This is a genomic window from Mesorhizobium sp. B2-3-13 (assembly GCF_006442195.1).
In the GTDB taxonomy this organism is placed as follows: Bacteria; Pseudomonadota; Alphaproteobacteria; order Rhizobiales; family Rhizobiaceae; genus Mesorhizobium; species Mesorhizobium salmacidum.
The window spans coordinates 1-19803 of sequence record NZ_VFVQ01000016.1; the positions used below are offsets into that span (position 1 = coordinate 1).

Below are 19803 nucleotides of genomic sequence, written 5' to 3' on the forward strand. Positions count from 1 at the left end.
CGCAGGTCGCCGACCAGTTCGCCGCCAGCATCGTCTGGTTCGACGAAAATGCGCTGCTGCCTGGCCGGTCCTATATCCTGCGCACCGAGACCGATCAGACCAGCGCCACCGTCACCGATCTGAAATACCGCATCAACGTCAACGACTTTGCCCATGAGGCGGCCAAGTCGCTTGAAATGAACGAAGTCGGCATCTGCAACATCTCGACGCGGACGCCGATCGCCTTCGATCCGTTTGGCGAGAACCGCACCACCGGCGCCTTCATCCTGGTCGACCGCATCTCAAACGCCACGGTCGGCGCCGGCATGATCCTGCATTCGCTGCGCCGCGCCGAAAACATCCATTGGCAATCGCTCGATGTCGGCAAGGGCGTGCGCGCCGACATGAAGAACCAGCGGCCCGCCGTGTTCTGGTTCACGGGGCTTTCGGGCTCCGGCAAGTCGACCATCGCCAACCTGTTCGAGAAGAAGCTGTTCGCCACTGGCCGCCATACCTATATCCTGGACGGCGACAATGTCCGTCACGGTCTCAACCGCGACCTTGGATTCACCGACGCCGATCGCGTCGAGAACATTCGCCGCGTCGCCGAAGTGGCCAAGCTGATGGCGGACGCCGGGCTGATCGTCATCGTCTCGTTCATTTCGCCGTTCAGAGCCGAGCGGCGCATGGCGCGCGAATTGATGGCCAGTGGCGAGTTCATCGAAGTCTTTGTCGACACGCCTTTCGAGGAATGCGCCAGGCGTGACCCGAAAGGCCTCTATGCGCGCGCGCTGAATGGCGAGATCAAGAATTTCACCGGTGTCGATTCTCCATACGAAGCACCGGAGAACCCGGAGATCCATCTCAAGACGCTCGGCAAGTCGCCTGAAGAGATGGTAGATGCCCTGGAACACTGGCTGAACGAGCGTGACATTGCGGAAGATCAATATGACAATGGCGGCGGCATCTGAGGACACGTCGATGCTTGAGATCTTCGAGCGGCTGGCGCTAGCGGCCGGGCGTGAGGTCATGCGTGTGTTCCACGCCGGCTGCGCGGTCGACCGCAAATCGGATTCCTCGCCGGTGACCGAGGCGGACCGCGAGAGCGAGAAGATCATCCTCGCCGGCCTGCGTGCCGAATTCCCCGACATCCCCTGCGTGGCCGAGGAGGAGGCGGCGGCCGGTGTCATGCCAGGCGAACTTGGCGAGACCTTCTTCCTCATTGATCCGCTTGACGGCACCAAGGAATTCGTCAACCGGCGCACCGACTTCACCGTCAACATCGCGCTTGTCCGCCATGGCGTGCCCGAAGTCGGCGTTGTCTTCGCGCCATGCAGCGGCCGCTTCTTTTCCGGTCTGCCGGGCAGGGCGGAAGCCCTCGAAATCGATGGCGACTACCAGATCGTTTCTCGCCGGCCGATTTCGGTGAGAACGGCCGCGACGCCGCTGGCGGTGGTTGCCAGCCGCTCGCACAACACGCCGGAAACCGAAGCCTATATTCGCGACCTTGGTGCCGCCGAGATCGTCTCGGTCGGTTCGTCGCTGAAATTCTGCCTTCTCGCCAATGGCGAGGCGGATGTCTATCCGCGCTTCGGCCGCACCATGGAATGGGACACGGCGGCGGGTGACGCGGTGCTGCGCGCCGCCGGTGGCACGACACGCACGCTGGACGGCAAGCCCTTGGCCTATGGCAAGCGCAACCAGGCCGATGACGAGGACTTCGCCAATCCGCATTTCATCGCCAGCGGCAGGGTTGCAACCGCAGGACGTATCGAACGTTGAGGTGCCTTCGCCGATAACCTATCCTGTATAGGCGTTCCCTGAGTCGGTAGTTGAATGTCCTTTTTTCAGAAATGCCATGCCGTCATTCTGGGCGGGTTTCCGGTATGGACCAGCAATCGCGACGAAATAGTCCTCAGGATGTTGCTGGGCCTCTACGCCCTCTCTCCCGCCCTTTTCGCCTTCATCGAAATGTCTCCGACGGCCCTGGCATTTGTCGCGGCACTCATGGGCGCTCTTACCCTTTTGACGAAGGGTGCGCGCTTTGGCAGAGCAACGATAGGCCTCGCCGTAACTCTGGCCCTCTTGTCCGGCTTTGTCCTGTCGAGCGCCCTGTGGTCGGTTAATGCGAGCCGCTCTCTCATGGCGGCGAGGGACCTATTTGGCTACTCGGTCGCCGCCATCCTGCTGTTTGAGTGCATTCTGGCGCTTCCGGGCGCTCAACGCGACCGGCTCGCGCGGGTCTCATTGGTCGGCATGTTGATCGGCCTGGTGTCGGTGATGGGTTGGGAACTGTATTTTGCGTTTTTGACCGAAAATCCGCGATTTGTGGAAAATGTTTTCACCCTCCACAAAATCACGGTCTATGGAGCTTTTTTTGCCGTCATATTTCTTGCCCAGCCGTGGTTCGTCTGGTGGGGGCTTGCGGCTCTCTTTGCCGTGCTGACATTGCTCTACGGTCAATCGACCGGCGTCAATCTGGCGATTGTCTTCGTGGCGCTGATGTTTGTCATGCCCGCCAAATACCGCCAGCACGCCTTGGTCGCATTCTTCGCCGTCTATTTGTCTTTTGCCCTGATCGCCCCCTTCGTCGTCTCGCCGCTGTTCGCCTACCTCAAAACCACGGGATGGCTGGCTTTCTATCCAGGAACCTTCGCCGCGCGACTTGATCTTTGGCAGATGATCTCGCCCCACATTGCGGACCAGCCCGTTCTCGGCCATGGCGCCAATACGATGAGAAACGCGGTCGGGGTTGTGGTGAGTCCCACATATTATGCGCAGGTGGATCTCCCAAGCGCACACAATATCGTATTCGATTTGTGGTACGAGCTCGGAGCGCTGGGCATCATTGTGTATGGGGTGCTCCTGGGCGCGATCATAAGAATGATCGGCGGTTTGAGGGGCCCCTGCCATTTCATAGCCAGCAACTACCTGATCATAGCTGTTGTCGAACTGTCGGTCGACCATCGGATCTGGTTGTCATGGGTGCTGGGCACTTTGGTCTTCACCGCAGGGATCTGCATATTGCAGTGCCGTTCCGTGACCCGGCCGGGAATGGATGACCGGACCACAAGACGCGTGCCGACCGTCTCAAAATAACGGCGCGACGCGCCGACCCGCGCCCCGACCGCTCTAAGCGAACGAGGTGTGTCCGCCTCTGCTATCAGGCGCCTATTCGGCCGCGGCCTGCGCTGAGTTCGAGCCGATATAGTTGCGGATCGTTTCGATGATCCGGTCCTGGTCGGCCTCGCTAAGATAGGGATGCATCGGCAGACACAGGATGCGTTTCGGCAGATCCTCCGAAACCGCAAGACCGGTCGGCGAGCGCGGGTAGTCGCGATAGGCGATCTGCTCATGCAGCGGCTTGACGTAATAAATTACAGACGGGATGCCTTTTTCGCTCAGATGAGCTTTAAGGCCGTCGCGTTTGGGCGTTTCGATCGCGTATTGCGCCCAGGCCGAACGGCTGCCATCCAGGTTACGGGCCGCGGTGACGATATCGCCCAGGCCTTCTGCATAGCGCTTGGCTACCACCTGCCGCGCTGTCATTTCTTCCTCGAGGATGGCCAGCTTCTCGATCAGGATTGCCGCCTGCAGCGTATCCAACCGTGAATTGATGCCAACGCGGATGTTGTCGTATTGCGTCTCGCCCTTGCCGTGGAAGGCGAAGGAACGCAGCGTGTCGGCCAAAGCGTCATCATTGGTGAACATCGCGCCACCGTCGCCATAGCAGCCAAGCGGCTTGGCCGGATAGAAGCTGGTCGAGCCGACGTGGCCGAACGAGCCGCACATCCTGCTTTCGAGCGAACCACCCATGGACTGCGCGGCATCCTCGATCACCAACAAGCCTTCGCGATTGGCGATAGCCATGATCGCCTCATAGTCGGCGACAAGACCGAACAGGTCGACGGGGATGATCGCCTTCGGCTTCAGTCGGCCTTCCTTCTTGATGGCCGCGATCGCCGCCTCGAGGCTGGCGATGTCGATGTTGTAGGTCTTCGGATCGACATCGACGAAAACCGGCTCGGCCTTGGCCAGCGCCACCACTTCCGCCGTGGCGGCGAAGGTGAAGCTCGGCACGAACACCGCGTCGCCCGGGCCGATGCCGGCGGCAAACAGCGGCAAAAGCAGTGCGTCCGTGCCGTTGGCGCAGGCAACCACATGCTTGACGCCGACATAGGCGGCGAGCTTCTTTTCGAATTCGGCGACCTGGGGGCCAAAGATGTAGCGGCCATCCTCGACAACGTGGTCGATCGCGGCTTTCAGCCGGTCGCGGATTCGTTCGCGCTGCGCGCCAAGATCGATGAACTGCATGTCGGCCTCAATACCTGCCAATAACCGGCCCGCTGGTACCAGACTTGGCGCGGCTGAAAAAGCCGGCTGCGAACCGGGGGTATGGTGCAAGTGTCGCAGCCCGTTACCCGTGTTTTGCCGGTGCATTGCCCAAAAAGCCGGGAATCCGGGCTTGGCGGTGCAATTCAGGCCATTTTTGTCGCGGTTTTTTGGCGCATGGAAACATAAAGTGATCGCTTTCGGGAGCCGATCAGCCGATCTCGTGCCGCCAGGGGGGATTGGCGCCGGCTCGTGATACCGTCACTGCCGCCGCCTTGGCGCCGAGCGCCAATGCTTTGCGGATTGCGTCTTCGGACAGGCTGGAAATCGCCGCCTTCGCCAGCAGGCCTTGCTCATGCAGGGAGGCAAGGATGCCGGCGTTGAACGTGTCCCCGGCGCCGACGGTGTCCACCACCTTGACTGTCTCCGGTATGACGGTGACACGGTGCTGCTTGCTGTAGCCAACGGCACCTTCGCTGCCATGGGTGACGACGATCAGCTTGGGGCCGCGTTCGAGCCAATTGCGCACCACATCCTCGTGCGAACCGGCTTCGCCGAACCAGTGGAGGTCTTCGTCCGACAGTTTGACGATGTCGGCCATCGCCATCATCTCCCGGATGCGCCTGAGGTGCTTGGCCTTGTCGGGGATGAAGTTCGGCCGGATGTTGGGATCGAGCATCATCACGCGGGCCTCATGCTCGCGCCGCATGAACTCCTCATAGGCCGAGCCAGCCGGCTCCGAGATCAGGCTGATGGCGCCGAACAGCATCGCCTCGATCTCGCCGCCGAGTTGCGGCAGGTCTTCGATGGTCAGCATGCGCCCGGCCGTGTTCTCGTCATAGAAGGTGTAGGTTGCCTGGCCGTTGTTCAGCCGCACGAAGGCCAGCGTCGTCGGCCGGGGCGAAGTGTGCGCGTAGGTTGAACTCACTTTGCTTGCCCCGAGCGCGTTCCGGAACTGGCCGCCGAACAGGTCCGACGACAGGCCCGAGAAGAAGCCGGCCGGCGCGCCGAGCCGGCCGAGCGCGATCGCCGTGTTGAAAACGGCGCCGCCGACATAGGGAGCGAAGGCCGGCTCACCCTCGGTGGTGGTGCGCGGCAGCATGTCGATCAGGGCTTCGCCGCAGCAGAGGATCATGGCTTCCTGGTCTCCGGCGGATAGATCACGCCCTTGCGGATGATGATGTTGGCGTAAAGCCGCGGCTCGCTTGTCGCGACGATGGCATGCGCCGATCTGACCCGTGCATAGAAGTCGGCGCCGGCCAGCGCAACCACCTTGCGGCCCGGAGCGCGTTTGGCGCAGATCGCCTCCATTTCATGATGGACGGGGTCGGCAAGCGACGGATCGCCTTTCACCGAGGCGCGAAACAGCGCCTCCGGCACGACATCGTCGACCGGAAGCAGCGTCAGTATCGCGTCGAGTACGGGAATGAGGGCATGGCCGTCGGTCCGGATGAGGCGTCTTGCCTGCTCTTGCGCCGGATAGTTCCCGTCGACCAGGGCGATCTCGTCACCATGGCCCATGGCGCGCAACGTCGCCAGAAGCTCCGGACCAAGCAGCGCCGGAATCCCGATCAGCATTCAGGCGCTCCTGGAGATCGTCGTCGAACCGATCAGGAACCGTTCGGAAAGCGGCAGGCTGGCGCCGCCGAGCGCCCGGGCATGAATGCCCACGGTTCCCTCGCGGACGGTCGGAAGTTTCAGCCCTTCGCCGTCGATCGCACCGATTGCCGTCACGACCGCCTCGACCAGCCTCTGGCGCACGGCCTTCGGCATCCAGCCGTCGATCACCGCGGCCTCGAAATCGATGACCGAGGACGCTGCCACGATGGCGTAAGCGAGCGCCTGCGAGGCGCTGGCGATCCACTCGTCGAGCTCAGCGCCGATCTCCCCCCAATCCTCGGGTGAGGTCCACAGATACGAGGCCTCGACGCCACGCGCATTGAGTGTTTTTTCGAGCATGGCGATCGAGGCCACGTCGATCAGCTGGGTCGGTTTTCCATCCGGCCCGGGCACGGGCATTGAGCCGAGCGCGCCGGCATTGCCGGTCGGTCCGCCGAAGAGCCGGCCGTTGAGCACGATGCCGCCGCCGGCAAAGGCGCCGATGTAGAAATAGACGAAGTCCCGCGCCGCGCCCGTCTGGCCGAAGACCAGTTCGGCGCCGCAGGCGGAGGTGGCATCGTTTTGCAGGTAGACCGGAAAATCGCACTGTGCCTGGATGTCGGCCCTGATATCGCGATGGCGCCATTCGTCCATGACGTCGCGCGGCGCGCCGGCGGTGTCGGCCCAGTTCCAAAGTTCGAACGGCATGGCGATGCCGAGTCCGGCAATGCGCTTGTCCTGCGCCGGTGTCAGCTCGCCGCGCATCGCCTTCATGCCCGACGTGACAAACTCGACCGTCTCGCGTGGGGCAGGGTAGCGGTAGGAATGCTGCAGCATGGCACGCACCTGCCCGAGGAAATCGATCAGCACGAGTTCGGCGCTACGGCGGCCGATCTTGAGGCCGATGAAGAAGGCGCCTTCGGGATTGAGCGCCATGGGGATCGAGGGCTGACCGATCTTGCCACGCAATGGCGCCTGGCGCACGAGCAGGCTTTCTTCCTCCAGTTCGCGCATGATGACCGAGACCGTCTGCGCCGAAAGTCCGGTCATACGGGCAATGTCGGACTTCGCAAGACTGCCGTGCTGGCGCACCAGCGAAAGCACCAGGCGCTCGTTGTGGTCGCGCATGCCGCTCTGGTTGGTGCCGCGGTGAATAAGGCTCTCGTTCGCTTCGGGCGAACCATGCCTCGCAGTGGCGGTCTCCACCCTGTTCCTCCCGTCGTTTCCCCGGCAATGCTTTTGGGCCAGAATGAGTGAACGACGCAAGGCTGTCAATAATAAATAAGAGTGATTTAATTATTGACAGATGCCCTGCTGTGGTGTTCTTTGAGGGGGCATCCGCGCTGGGAGAAGTCGCTTGGATGCCGTGCGGGTGCCGGTTGGCCGGCACTCGAAAATGGTTCACTGGGAGGAAAATCGTGACCAATACAAAACTGTTGAAGTCCACCGTTTTTGCGGCGGCCGCGCTGGGTCTGATGGCGTTCGCTTCGTCCGCATCAGCCGCCGGCGTCGGCGCCTGCCTGATCACCAAGACCGACACCAATCCGTTCTTCGTCAAGATGAAAGAGGGCGCGACCGCCAAGGCCAAGGAACTTGGCGTCGATCTCAAGACCTATGCGGGCAAGATCGACGGTGACAGCGAGAGTCAGGTGGCGGCGATCGAAAGCTGCATCGCCGATGGCGCCAAGGGCATTCTGATCACCGCGTCCGACACCAAGGGCATCGTGCCGACGGTGAAGAAGGCGCGCGATGCGGGCCTGCTGGTGATAGCGCTCGACACGCCGCTCGACCCGATCGACGCCGCCGACGCGACCTTCGCCACCGACAATCTGGAGGCCGGCAAGCTGATCGGCGCCTGGGCCGCCGCCACTCTGGGCGACAAGGCCAAGGATGCCAAGATCGGCTTCCTCGACCTGACCCCCTCGCAGCCGACCGTGGACGTTCTGCGCGACCAGGGCTTCATGATGGGCTACGGCATCGACGTGAAGGATTCCAACAAGATCGGCGATGAGACCGATCCGCGCATCGTCGGCCATGATGTGACGAACGGCAACGAGGAAGGCGGCCGCAAGGCGATGGAAAACCTTCTCCAGAAGGACAACACCATCACCGTCATCCACACCATCAACGAGCCGGCAGCGGTCGGCGCCTACCAGGCGCTCAAGGCCGTCGGCCTCGAAAGCCAGGTGCTGATCGTCTCGGTCGACGGCGGTTGCCCCGGCGTGAAGTCGGTCGCCGAAGGCGTCATCGGCGCCACCTCGCAGCAATATCCGCTGCAGATGGCCGCACTCGGCATCGAGGCGATCGCCGCTTTCGCCAAGGACGGCACCAAGCCGAAGCCGACCGAGGGCAAGAACTTCTTCGACACCGGCGTCAATCTCGTCACCGACAAGCCCGCCAACGGCGTCAAGTCCATCGACACCAAGGAAGGCCTCGCCAAGTGCTGGGGCTGATGCCGGCCTGACCGGAACAAAACCGATCGGCCGGGGGGCTTGATCCCCGGCCGCATCGGGTGGACGATGCATCACTGTAAACGCGAATAATCCCGGCGACAGACCGGAAGGCGTGGACGGCGTCAGCGCGTGGCTGAAGCCCTACGGGGAGAAAACATGGCTCAAGTTCAGGAATTCGAGAAGGTTCTCTCGGCCAGCGACACAAGCGTGGCCGCTTTCGACGAGCACAAATCAGCCGTCAAGCGCGTCCAGCATTTTCTGCATTCGACGCCGGCCGCGGTGCCGCTGATCGTGCTGCTTCTGTCGATCATTATCTTCGGCATCACGATCGGAGGGCGATTCTTTTCGTCCTACACGCTGACGCTGATCCTGCAGCAGATCGCCATCGTCGGCATTCTCGGGGCCGCGCAGACGCTGGTCATCCTGACCGCCGGCATAGACCTGTCGATCGGGGTGATCATGGTGATTTCGGCCGTGATCATGGGCAATTGCGCGGTCAGCTACGGCATGCCGAGCGTGCTCGCCGTGGCGATCGGGCTTGCCGCCGGAGCAGCTTGCGGGCTGCTGAACGGGCTGCTGGTCGCCTATATGAAGCTGCCGCCCTTCATCGTGACGCTTGGCACCTGGAACATCGTCATGGCCACCAATTTCATCTATTCGGCCAATGAGACGATCCGCGACACCGACGTCGACAATCAGGCGCCGCTGCTGCACCTGTTTGCCCTGAGCTTCAAGGTCGGCACGGCGGTGCTGACGCTCGGCGTCATCGCCACGGTCGTGCTCGTGCTGGTTCTTTGGTACGTGCTCAACCACACCGCATGGGGCCGTCATGTCTACGCCGTCGGCGACGACCAGGAGGCGGCGAAGCTGTCGGGTATCCAAACCAAGAAGGTGCTGATGACGGTCTACACCCTTGCCGGGCTGATCGCCGCTTTCGCGGCCTGGGTCTCGATCGGCCGCAACGGCTCGATCTCGCCGTCCGCCGCCGTCACCGACTACAATCTGCAGGCGATCACCGCGACGGTGATCGGCGGTATTTCTCTCTTCGGCGGCCGCGGCTCCATCCTCGGCACCTTGTTCGGCGCCATGATCGTCGGCGTCGTCTCGATGGGCCTCAACATGCTGGGCGCCGATCCGCAATGGAAAGTGCTGCTCACCGGCGTGCTGATCATCGGCGCCGTCGCCATCGACCAATGGATCAGAAAGGTTTCGGCATGACCCAGGAGCCCATCCTCACCGCGCGCGGTCTGGTCAAGCGCTATGGCCGCGTCACCGCTCTCGACAATGCCGATTTCGACCTTTACCCCGGCGAAATCCTTGCCGTCATCGGCGACAACGGCGCCGGCAAGTCGTCGCTCATCAAGGCGATTTCCGGCGCGGCCGTGCCGGACGAAGGCGAAATCCGGCTCGAAGGCAAACCCGTCTCCTTCAAGTCGCCGATGGAAGCTCGCGAAGCCGGCATCGAAACCGTCTACCAGAACCTGGCGCTGTCGCCGGCGCTGTCGATCGCCGACAACATGTTCCTCGGCCGCGAGATCCGCAAACCCGGCTTTGTCGGCCAGTGGCTTCGCATGCTCGACCGTCCGGCAATGGAAAAGCGCGCCCGCGACAAGCTGACCGAACTCGGCTTGATGACCATCCAGAACATCAGCCAGGCGGTGGAGACGCTGTCGGGCGGCCAGCGCCAGGGCGTGGCGGTGGCCCGCGCCGCCGCCTTCGGCTCGAAGATGGTGATCATGGACGAGCCGACGGCGGCACTCGGCGTCAAGGAGAGCCGCCGCGTGCTCGAACTGATCCTCGACGTGAAGAAGCGCGGTCTGCCGATCGTGCTGATCTCGCACAACATGCCGCACGTCTTCGAGGTGGCCGACCGTATCCACATCCACCGTCTGGGCCGTCGCCTGTGCGTCATCGACCCCAAGCAATATACGATGTCCGATGCCGTTGCCTTTATGACCGGGGCAAAAACACCCCCGGAGGTGGCATTGGCGGCCTGAACTGCCAAGTTGCCGCAGGGTAAGCAGGCGGGAGTATTCTCTAATCGATTGAAAACATGCTGCAATGCACTAGGATAGGCTGGGAGAAACGGTGAAAGCCGGTATGATCAGGCCAAACCGAACGAGAGGCGATATGACATCCGCCATGACGATCGAAGCCCCCGCTCTCGACAATCCCGATCCCAAGACGCTCGCCGAAGAAGTCTTGATGTCGCTCAAATACCGGGTCGGCAAGGACACCACCGTCGCGACCCAGTACGACTGGCTGACCGCCTCGATCAAGGTCGTGCGCGATCGGATCGTCGACCATTGGATGCAGGCCACCAAGGAAGCCTACGACCAGCAGGAAAAGCGCGTCTATTACCTCTCGCTCGAATTCCTGATCGGGCGTCTGATGCGCGACGCCTTTTCCAATCTCGGCCTGATGGAGAATATGCGTGAGGCGCTGTCGTCGCTCGGCGTCGACCTCGACCTGATCGCGGCGCTCGAGCCGGACGCTGCCCTCGGCAATGGCGGCCTCGGACGGCTCGCCGCCTGCTTCATGGAAAGCATGGCGACCGTCGACATTCCCGCGCATGGCTACGGCATCCGCTATGCCAACGGCATGTTCCGCCAGGAAATCCATGACGGCTGGCAGGTCGAACTGCCCGAGACCTGGCTTGACCATGGCAACCCTTGGGAGTTCGAGCGCCGCGAGCGCTCCTTCGAAGTCGGCTTCGGCGGTTCGGTCGAATCGATCACCTCCAGGGAAGGGCGCTTCGAACGCCATGTCTGGAAGCCGAGGGAACATGTTCTGGCGGTCGCCTACGATACGCCCGTGGCCGGCTGGCGCGCCAAGCGCGTCAACACGCTGCGGCTGTGGTCGGGCATGCCGATCGATCCGATCCTGCTCGACAAGTTCAATGCCGGCGACCACATGGGGGCGCTGGCTGAAAGCAACAAGGCCGATGCGCTGTCGCGCGTGCTCTATCCAGCCGATTCCCACATGGCCGGGCAGGAGCTCAGGCTGCGCCAGGAATACTTCTTCTCGACCGCTTCGCTGCAGGACATCGTCCAGCGCCATCTCAGCCAATATGGCGACCTGAAGTCGCTGCCCGACAAGGCCGCGATCCACCTCAACGACACCCATCCGGCGATCGCCGTGCCTGAACTGATGCGGCTCTTGATGGATGTCCATGGCATGGATTTCGATCTCGCCTGGGACATCACCAAGCGCACCTTCGGCTACACCAACCATACGCTGCTGCCCGAGGCGCTGGAAAGCTGGTCGGTGCCGCTGTTCGAGCGGCTCCTGCCGCGCCACATGCAGATCGTCTACGCCATCAACGCGCAGGTGCTACTCGAAGCCCGCGCCACCGACCAATTCTCGGACGAGCAGATCAGCCGCATCTCGCTGATCCAGGAGAATGGCGACCGCCGGGTGCGCATGGGTAATTTGGCCTTTGTCGGTTCGCATTCGATCAACGGCGTGTCGGCGCTGCACACCGAATTGATGAAGGAGACGGTCTTCGCCGACCTTCACAAACTTTATCCCGATCGCATCAACAACAAGACCAACGGCATCACGCCGCGGCGCTGGCTCATCCAGTGCAATCCGGGCCTCACCGCGCTTGCCCGCGAGGCGATCGGCGACCGCTTCATGGATGACATCGAGGCGATCAAGGGGCTCGATCCTCTCGCCGGCGACACTGCCTTCCGCGAAAAATTCGCCGCCGTGAAGCGCCAGAACAAGGTGAGGCTTGCCAATCTGGTAGCCGATCGCCTCGGCATCAAGCTCGACCCTTCGGCGCTCTTCGATATCCAGGTCAAGCGCATCCACGAATACAAGCGCCAACTCCTCAACATCCTCGAAGCGATCGCGCTCTATGACCAGATCCGTTCGCATCCCGAGCGCGACTGGATGCCGCGCGTAAAATTCTTCGGCGGCAAGGCCGCGCCCAGCTACCACAACGCCAAGCTGATCATCAAACTGGCCAACGATGTCGCCAGGGTGATCAACAGCGACCCTTCGGTGCGCGGCCTGCTGAAGGTGGTGTTCGTACCGAACTACAACGTCAGCCTGGCCGAGGTGCTGATGCCGGCCGCCGATCTTTCCGAGCAGATCTCGACCGCAGGCATGGAAGCGTCGGGGACCGGCAACATGAAGTTCGCGCTGAACGGCGCGCTGACCATCGGCACGCTTGATGGCGCCAATGTCGAGATCAAGGAGCATGTCGGCGACGACAACATCTTCATCTTCGGCCTCACTACCGAAGAAGTCGCCGAGCGGCGCAACAATGGCTATAATCCGCGCGGCGTCATCGAAGCATCCTCGGAACTGGCGCAGGCGGTTGCGGCGGTTTCGTCGGGCGTCTTCTCGCCCGATGATCCCAATCGATACCGCGACCTCATCAACGGTCTCTACGACACCGACTGGTTCATGGTCGCGGCGGATTTCGACGCCTATGCCGCCTGCCAGCGCGACGTCGATGCTGTCTGGCGCAACAGCCCGGATTGGTATGCGCGCGCCATCCGCAACGTCGCCCGCGTCGGCTGGTTCTCCTCCGATCGCACGATCCGTCAATACGCGAAAGAAATCTGGAACGTGCCGGTCTGATGTGATTGCATGAGCCACGAACAATGTGGTCCCGGTGATGCGAGTTGAATGCCCAATTCACATCGCTAGAAATGAATAGCTGGTGCCCTGGGAGGGACGCTGCCTGATGAGGAAGCCGCACGCGACCGCTGCGACAAGCGGGCCGGACGGACTGGCGCCAGCCAGCGATGTTGCGGCGATTGTCGCCGGTACGCACGGCAATCCCTTTGCGGTTCTCGGTGTCCAGGAGGCCGGCAAGACCCTGTTCGCGCGCTGCTTCGTTCCGCACGCGCAGTCCGTCACCGCCTACACGCTGACCGGCATCGAGGCGGGCGAATTGACCAGGCGCGACGACGCCGGTTTCTTCGAGGGCAAGCTGTCGATCAGGAAGCGCCAACCGCTTCGCTACCACGCGCGCAATGCCGGCGGCGGCTGGTGGCTGACCGATCCCTATTCGTTCGGCCCGGTGCTCGGGCCGATGGACGATTACTACATCGCCGAAGGTTCGCATCTCAGGCTGTTCGACAAGCTCGGCGCGCATGTCATCGAGCACGAAGGCGCTACCGGCGTGCATTTCGCGGTATGGGCGCCCAATGCCCGGCGCGTCTCGGTGGTCGGCGATTTCAATGACTGGGATGGCCGCCGGCATACGATGCGCGACCGTCGCGACACCGGCATCTGGGAGCTGTTCATTCCCGATATTGGTGCCGGCCGGCCCTATAAATACGAAATCATAGGCCCCGATGGCGTCAGGTTGCCGCTGAAGGCCGATCCGTTCGCCTTCAAGTCGGAGCTGCGCCCGGCAACCGCCTCTGTGACCGCGGTGCCGCCGGCCCATCCATGGGGTGACGAGGCGCATCGCGATTTCTGGCGCAACGCCGACCCTCGGCGCGAAGCCATCTCGATTTACGAAGTCCACGCCGGTTCCTGGCAGCTTCGCGACGACGGCACCTTCCTGTCATGGGATGAACTGGCCGACCGGCTGATCCCCTATGTGGTCGAGGCCGGTTTCACCCATGTCGAATTCCTGCCGATCTCCGAGCATCCGTATGACCCGTCGTGGGGCTACCAGACAACCGGCCTCTACGCGCCATCGGCCCGCTTCGGCGATCCGGACGGCTTTGCCCGCTTTGTCGATGGCGCCCACCGTGCCGGCATCGGCGTCATTCTCGACTGGGTGCCGGCGCATTTCCCTGTCGACGAGCACGGTCTGGTCCATTTCGACGGCACCGCGCTCTACGAGCATGCCGACCCGCGCAAGGGCTTCCACCCGGACTGGAACACCGCGATCTACAATTTCGGCCGCCGCGAGGTGGTGTCGTTCCTCGTCAACAACGCACTATTCTGGGCCGAAAAATACCATGTCGACGGTCTTCGCGTCGACGCGGTCGCCTCGATGCTCTACCTCGACTATTCGCGCAAGCAGGGCGAATGGATTCCCAATGAGAAGGGTGGGCGCGAAAACCTCGAGGCGGTCAGCTTCCTGCAGAAGATGAACAAGGAGCTCTACGGGCACCATCCCGGCGTTATGACCATCGCCGAGGAATCGACTTCATGGCCAAAGGTCTCGGCGCCTGTCCATGAAGGTGGGCTGGGCTTCGGCTTCAAGTGGAACATGGGCTTCATGCACGACACGCTGGAGTATTTTTCAAAGGAGCCGATTTTCCGCAAGCACCACCACAATGAGCTGACCTTCGGCCTGACCTACGCCTTCTCGGAGAATTTCGTGCTGCCGCTCTCGCATGACGAGGTCGTGCACGGCAAGGGCACGCTGCTCGGCAAGATGGCCGGCGACGACTGGCAGAAATTCGCGACCTTGCGGGCCTATTACGGCTTCATGTGGGGGTATCCCGGCAAGAAGCTGCTGTTCATGGGCCAGGAATTCGCGCAGCGCCGCGAATGGAGCGAGACGCGCGCGCTCGATTGGAACCTGCTCGATTTCCGCCCGCATCGCGGTGTCTGGCAGACGGTGCGCGATCTCAACTATCTCTATCGTTCACGCCCGGCCCTGCATGGCCGCGACTGCGAGCCGGAAGGGTTTTCCTGGCTGATCGTCGACGACAGCCAGAATTCGGTTTTCGCCTGGGTGCGCAACGCTCCCGGCGGCAATCCGGTCGCCGTCATCTCCAATTTCACACCGGTGCCGCGCGACAATTATCGTGTGCCTCTGCCGAAGGCCGGCAAGTGGCGCGAGATCATCAACACCGACGCTTCCGAATATGGCGGCTCCGGCATGGGCAATGGCGGCGTGGTCGAGGCCCGGGCGGAGGGCAAGAGCATTTCGGCAATGATGCTTCTGCCACCGCTGTCGACGATCATGCTTGAACTCGCCGCCGACTGAACTCGTTAAGGCTGGTCAACGCATAAAGACGAGTAACTTGGGAGGGTAGGAATGGCAGACTTGAAACGAACCCAGCCGCTGGCCCGCGACGCCATGGCCTATGTGCTGGCCGGCGGGCGCGGCAGCCGCCTCAAGGAACTGACCGACCGGCGCGCCAAGCCGGCGGTCTATTTCGGCGGCAAGACGCGCATCATCGATTTCGCGCTCTCCAATGCGCTCAATTCCGGCATCCGCCGCCTCGGCGTCGCCACTCAGTACAAGGCGCATTCGCTGATCCGCCACCTGCAGCGCGGCTGGAACTTCCTGCGGCCCGAGCGAAATGAGAGCTTCGACATCCTGCCGGCCAGCCAGCGCGTGTCGGAAACGCAATGGTATGAAGGCACGGCGGACGCCGTCTACCAGAACATCGACATCATCGAGGCCTATGGTCCGGAATACATGGTCATCCTGGCCGGCGATCACATCTACAAGATGGATTACGAGATGATGCTGCGCCAGCATGTCGATGCCGGCGCCGATGTCACGGTCGGCTGCCTCGAAGTGCCGCGCATGGAAGCGACCGGCTTCGGCGTCATGCATGTCGATGCCAAGGACAACATCATCGCCTTCGTCGAAAAGCCCGCCGATCCGCCGGGAATTCCGGGTAATCCGGAATTCGCCTTGGCCTCGATGGGCATCTACGTCTTCAAGACCAAGTTCCTGATGGAGCAACTGCGCCGCGACGCCGCCGAGCCGGGCTCCAGCCGCGACTTCGGCAAGGATATCATCCCCTATATCGTCACGCATGGTAAGGCGATCGCGCACCGCTTCACCAAGTCCTGCGTGCGTTCGACCGCCGAGAACGAGGCCTACTGGCGCGATGTCGGCACGGTCGACGCCTATTGGGAAGCCAATATCGACTTGACCGACGTGACGCCGGAACTCGACCTCTACGACCGCGACTGGCCGATCTGGACCTATGCCGAGTTGAAGCCGCCGGCAAAGTTCGTCCATGACGAGGACGGCAGGCGCGGTTCCGCCGTCTCGTCACTGGTGTCGGGCGATTGCATCGTCTCGGGCGCTTCGCTGAAGAAAAGCCTGATTTTCACCGGTGCGCGCATCAATTCCTATTCGACGCTGGAAGAGGTTGTCATGCTGCCCGACGTTCATGTCGGCCGGAACGCAAAGTTGAGGCGCGTCGTCATCGACCACGGTGTAAGGATACCGGAAGGGCTGGTGGTCGGCGAGGATCCCGCGATCGACGCCAAGCGCTTCCGCGTCTCGGAAAAGGGTATCTGCCTAATCACACAGGACATGATCAACAAGTTGTCAACCTGAACAGGTTGATCAACAAGCTGTCACTTTAGGGTGTTTTGTGCATGTCGTGGTCCCAAAACCGCTACACGGTTCTGGGCGACATGGACCAGGAGCGGATCGTTAAGCGCATGCATGTTCTGTCGGTCACGCCCGAAATTTTCCCGCTGATCAAGACCGGCGGACTGGCTGACGTAACCGGCGCGCTGCCTATTGCGCTCTCGGCCAGGGGCGTGACCATGCGCACGCTCATCCCGGGCTTTCCGGTGGTGATGAACGCCTTCAAGAAAAAGAAGGCCGTCTATCAGTACCCTTTGCTGCAGGGCGGCAAGGCCTCGGTCTATGCCGTCGAGGTCACCGGGCTCGACCTGTTCGTGCTCGACGCGCCGCATCTGTTCGACCGCCCTGGCGGTCCCTATGGCAACGCCTCGGGCGCCGATTGGCCGGACAATTGGCGGCGCTTCGCGGCGCTGAGCCAGGCCGGCGCCGATATCGCCGGCGGCGCCATTTCGGGCTACCTGCCTGACATCGTCCATGCTCATGACTGGCAGTCGGCGATGACCCTGGCTTATATGCGCTACGGCAAGGCCGTTGGCATACCGTCGATGATGACCGTCCACAATCTCGCCTTCCAGGGCCAGTTCGGCGCCGGCATTTTCGGTGAGCTCGGCCTGCCGGCCGCGGCGATGGCACTTGACGGCGTCGAATATTATGGCGGTGTCGGCTTCCTCAAGGCTGGCTTGCAAGCCGCCTGGGCGATCACAACGGTGAGCCCGACCTATGCGCAGGAGATCCGTTCGCCGGAATTCGGCATGGGCCTCGACGGTCTCATCAACATGCGTTCAAGCGATCTCCATGGCATCGTCAACGGCATCGATACCGCCATCTGGGATCCGGAGACCGACAAGCATCTGGTATCGACCTATACGGCCGAAACGTTGAAGACCCGGGCGCCCAACAGGGCCGCCGTCGAGGACCGTTTCGGCCTCGACCGCGACGACAGCCCGATTGTCTGCGTCGTCAGCCGGCTGACATGGCAGAAGGGCATGGACATATTGGCGACGGTGGTCGACGGCATCGTCGCGACAGGCGCAAGGCTGGCCATCCTGGGCTCGGGCGACGCGGGGCTCGAAGGCGCGCTGCTGGCCGCGACCGCACGCCACCGCGGCCGCATCGGCGTCGTCGTCGGCTATGACGAGCAGCTGTCGCACATCATGCAGGGCGGCTGCGACGCCATCGTTATTCCTTCGCGCTTCGAGCCTTGCGGGCTGACGCAGCTTTATGGCCTGCGCTATGGCTGCGTGCCGGTCGTCGCGCGCACTGGCGGCCTTGCCGACACCATCATCGATGCCAATGAAGCAGCAATGGCCGCGGGCGTGGCGACTGGGTTCCAATTTGCTCCCAACAATGGCGGCGCGCTGCTGCACGCCATCCGCCGCCTGGTCGATGCCCATGCCAGTCCCGCAAGCTTCGAAACCATCCAGCGCCAGGGCATGAAGACCGATCTGTCGTGGGACCGAAGCGCCGAAAAATACGTCGAACTTTATCGCCTGCTGCTTTCGAAAAGGGTTGCCTGAAGCATGATACGAACCGTCCCCACCAAGCCCTATTCCGACCAGAAGCCCGGCACGTCGGGACTGCGCAAGAAGGTGCCAGTGTTCCAGCAGGAGCACTATGCCGAGAACTTCATCCAGTCGATCTTCGACGCGCTCGACGGATTTGCCGGCAAGACCCTGGTGATCGGCGGCGACGGCCGCTACTACAACCGCGAGGTCATCCAGAAGGCCGTCGCCATGGCCGCCGCCAACGGTTTCGGTAAGGTGATGGTCGGGCAGGGCGGTATATTGTCGACGCCGGCGGCCTCGCATGTCATCCGAAAATACAAGACCTTCGGCGGCATCATCCTGTCGGCCAGCCACAATCCCGGCGGCCCGCATGAGGATTTCGGCATCAAGTACAATGCCGGCAATGGCGGCCCGGCGCCGGAAAAGCTGACCGACGCCATCTTTGCCAAGACCAAGGCGATTTCGAGCTTCAAGACCGCCGACATCGATCCGATCGACATCGATACGGTCGGGACCGTCAAGGCTGGCGGCATGACCATCGAGATCATCGATCCGGTCACCGACTATGCCGAGCTGATGGAGAGCCTGTTCGATTTCGATGCGCTGCGCAAACTGTTCAAGTCGGGCTTCCGCATGCGCTTCGACGCCATGCATGCGGTGACCGGACCGTACGCCAAGGAAATCCTCGAACACCGCCTCGGCGCACCGAACGGCACCTGCCGCAATTTCGAGCCGCTGCCGGATTTCGGCGGTCATCACCCCGATCCCAACCTTGTTCATGCCAAACACCTCTATGACGAGATGATGGGACCGAACGCGCCGGATTTCGGCGCCGCCTCCGATGGCGACGGCGACCGCAATCTGATCATCGGCAAGGGTATTTTCGTCACCCCGTCGGATTCGGTCGCCATGCTCGCCGCCAATGCCCGCCTGGCACCCGGCTACAAGGAAGGCCTGAAGGGTATTGCCCGCTCGATGCCGACCAGCGGTGCCGCCGACCGCGTCGCCCACAAGCTCGGTATCGGCATCTACGAGACGCCTACTGGCTGGAAGTTTTTCGGCAATCTGCTCGATGCCGGCATGGCGACCATCTGCGGCGAGGAAAGTGCCGGCACCGGCTCCAACCATGTCCGCGAAAAGGACGGTCTGTGGGCGGTGCTCTTGTGGCTCAACATCCTGGCCGCGCGCGGCGAAAGCTGCAAACAGATCGTCACGGAACATTGGGCGACCTACGGGCGCAACTACTATTCTCGCCACGACTATGAGGAAGTCGAGACCGAGCGCGCCAATGCGCTGGTCGGCGAACTCAGGGCGAAGCTCGGCTCGTTGCCGGGCACCAGCATTCGCGGCCTGAAGATTGCCAAGGCCGACGATTTTGCCTATCACGACCCGGTCGACGGCTCGACCAGCGAGCATCAGGGTATAAGGGTGCTGTTCGAAGGCGGATCGCGCGTCGTCTTCCGGCTTTCGGGCACCGGCACATCAGGCGCGACCTTGCGCGTCTATATCGAGCGCTATGAGCCGGACCAGGCGAGGCACGATCTCGACACGCAGGAGGCGCTCGCCGATCTGATTTCAGCGGCCGACGACATTGCCGGGATCAAGACCCACACCGGCCGCAACAAGCCCAGCGTGATTACTTGAGGGTGGTGGATGAGGCCTTCCCTTC

General features: G+C 62.4%; 15 protein-coding genes. 11 read left to right on the top strand and 4 right to left on the bottom strand.

From position 1 onward, the window contains the following. From cysC to FJ941_RS19190, 3 genes are all read left to right on the top strand, one after another. The coding region (gene cysC, locus FJ941_RS19180) for an adenylyl-sulfate kinase (RefSeq protein ID WP_140507986.1) at positions 1 to 950 on the top strand (950 nt) is incomplete at its 5' end. Between the two features lie 10 nt (positions 951 to 960). Next, on the top strand, positions 961 to 1761 hold the full coding sequence (gene cysQ, locus FJ941_RS19185; RefSeq protein WP_140507988.1) for a 3'(2'),5'-bisphosphate nucleotidase CysQ: 801 nt from the start codon (positions 961 to 963) through the stop codon (positions 1759 to 1761). A 54-nt stretch (positions 1762 to 1815) separates the two neighbouring features. Next, a complete protein-coding gene (locus FJ941_RS19190; protein WP_140507990.1) occupies positions 1816 to 3078 on the top strand; it encodes an O-antigen ligase family protein in 1263 nt (420 codons plus the stop codon). A 72-nt stretch (positions 3079 to 3150) separates the two neighbouring features. Here FJ941_RS19190 and FJ941_RS19195 read toward each other — a convergent pair whose 3' ends face one another. The 4 genes from FJ941_RS19195 to FJ941_RS19210 all read right to left on the bottom strand — a co-directional run bounded on the left by FJ941_RS19195 (position 3151) and on the right by FJ941_RS19210 (position 7116). Further along, positions 3151 to 4293, bottom strand: a complete 1143-nt coding sequence (locus FJ941_RS19195) for a DegT/DnrJ/EryC1/StrS aminotransferase family protein (protein WP_140507992.1) — start codon at positions 4291 to 4293, stop codon at positions 3151 to 3153. A 229-nt stretch (positions 4294 to 4522) separates the two neighbouring features. Beyond that, the gene (locus FJ941_RS19200; protein WP_140507995.1) at positions 4523 to 5446 is read right to left on the bottom strand and encodes a carbohydrate kinase; all 924 of its coding nucleotides are present in this window, start codon (positions 5444 to 5446) and stop codon (positions 4523 to 4525) included. Further along, positions 5443 to 5889 carry an RbsD/FucU domain-containing protein gene (locus tag FJ941_RS19205; protein WP_140507997.1) on the bottom strand — a complete coding sequence of 149 codons (447 nt, stop codon included), beginning with the start codon at positions 5887 to 5889 and terminating at the stop codon, positions 5443 to 5445. The genes FJ941_RS19200 and FJ941_RS19205 overlap by 4 nt, the downstream gene beginning before the upstream one ends. Further along, positions 5890 to 7116 carry an ROK family transcriptional regulator gene (locus tag FJ941_RS19210; RefSeq protein WP_140507999.1) on the bottom strand — a complete coding sequence of 409 codons (1227 nt, stop codon included), beginning with the start codon at positions 7114 to 7116 and terminating at the stop codon, positions 5890 to 5892. 230 nt (positions 7117 to 7346) lie between these two features. Between FJ941_RS19210 and FJ941_RS19215 the strand changes: the two genes are divergently transcribed. The 8 genes from FJ941_RS19215 to FJ941_RS19250 all read left to right on the top strand — a co-directional run bounded on the left by FJ941_RS19215 (position 7347) and on the right by FJ941_RS19250 (position 19778). Next, positions 7347 to 8363, top strand: a complete 1017-nt coding sequence (locus tag FJ941_RS19215; protein ID WP_181169886.1) for a sugar ABC transporter substrate-binding protein — start codon at positions 7347 to 7349, stop codon at positions 8361 to 8363. A 156-nt stretch (positions 8364 to 8519) separates the two neighbouring features. Next, on the top strand, positions 8520 to 9581 hold the full coding sequence (locus tag FJ941_RS19220) for an ABC transporter permease (RefSeq protein WP_140508003.1): 1062 nt from the start codon (positions 8520 to 8522) through the stop codon (positions 9579 to 9581). Beyond that, positions 9578 to 10360 carry an ATP-binding cassette domain-containing protein gene (locus FJ941_RS19225; protein ID WP_027146641.1) on the top strand — a complete coding sequence of 261 codons (783 nt, stop codon included), beginning with the start codon at positions 9578 to 9580 and terminating at the stop codon, positions 10358 to 10360. Before FJ941_RS19220 ends, FJ941_RS19225 begins: the two co-directional genes overlap by 4 nt. Positions 10361 to 10493: 133 nt before the next feature. Continuing rightward, positions 10494 to 12956: a glycogen/starch/alpha-glucan phosphorylase gene (locus FJ941_RS19230; RefSeq protein ID WP_140508005.1), complete on the top strand. Its 2463-nt coding sequence runs from the start codon at positions 10494 to 10496 to the stop codon at positions 12954 to 12956. 106 nt (positions 12957 to 13062) lie between these two features. After that, positions 13063 to 15276 (top strand): 1,4-alpha-glucan branching protein GlgB, encoded by a 2214-nt coding sequence (glgB, locus tag FJ941_RS19235; RefSeq protein ID WP_140508007.1) that lies wholly within the window; start codon positions 13063 to 13065, stop codon positions 15274 to 15276. Between the two features lie 51 nt (positions 15277 to 15327). Further along, positions 15328 to 16593 (top strand): glucose-1-phosphate adenylyltransferase, encoded by a 1266-nt coding sequence (gene glgC / locus FJ941_RS19240; RefSeq protein WP_140508009.1) that lies wholly within the window; start codon positions 15328 to 15330, stop codon positions 16591 to 16593. A gap of 107 nt (positions 16594 to 16700) precedes the next feature. Beyond that, the gene (glgA, locus tag FJ941_RS19245; protein ID WP_140508186.1) at positions 16701 to 18146 is read left to right on the top strand and encodes a glycogen synthase GlgA; all 1446 of its coding nucleotides are present in this window, start codon (positions 16701 to 16703) and stop codon (positions 18144 to 18146) included. Between the two features lie 3 nt (positions 18147 to 18149). After that, positions 18150 to 19778 (top strand): alpha-D-glucose phosphate-specific phosphoglucomutase, encoded by a 1629-nt coding sequence (locus FJ941_RS19250; RefSeq protein WP_140508011.1) that lies wholly within the window; start codon positions 18150 to 18152, stop codon positions 19776 to 19778. Positions 19779 to 19803 lie beyond the last annotated feature (25 nt).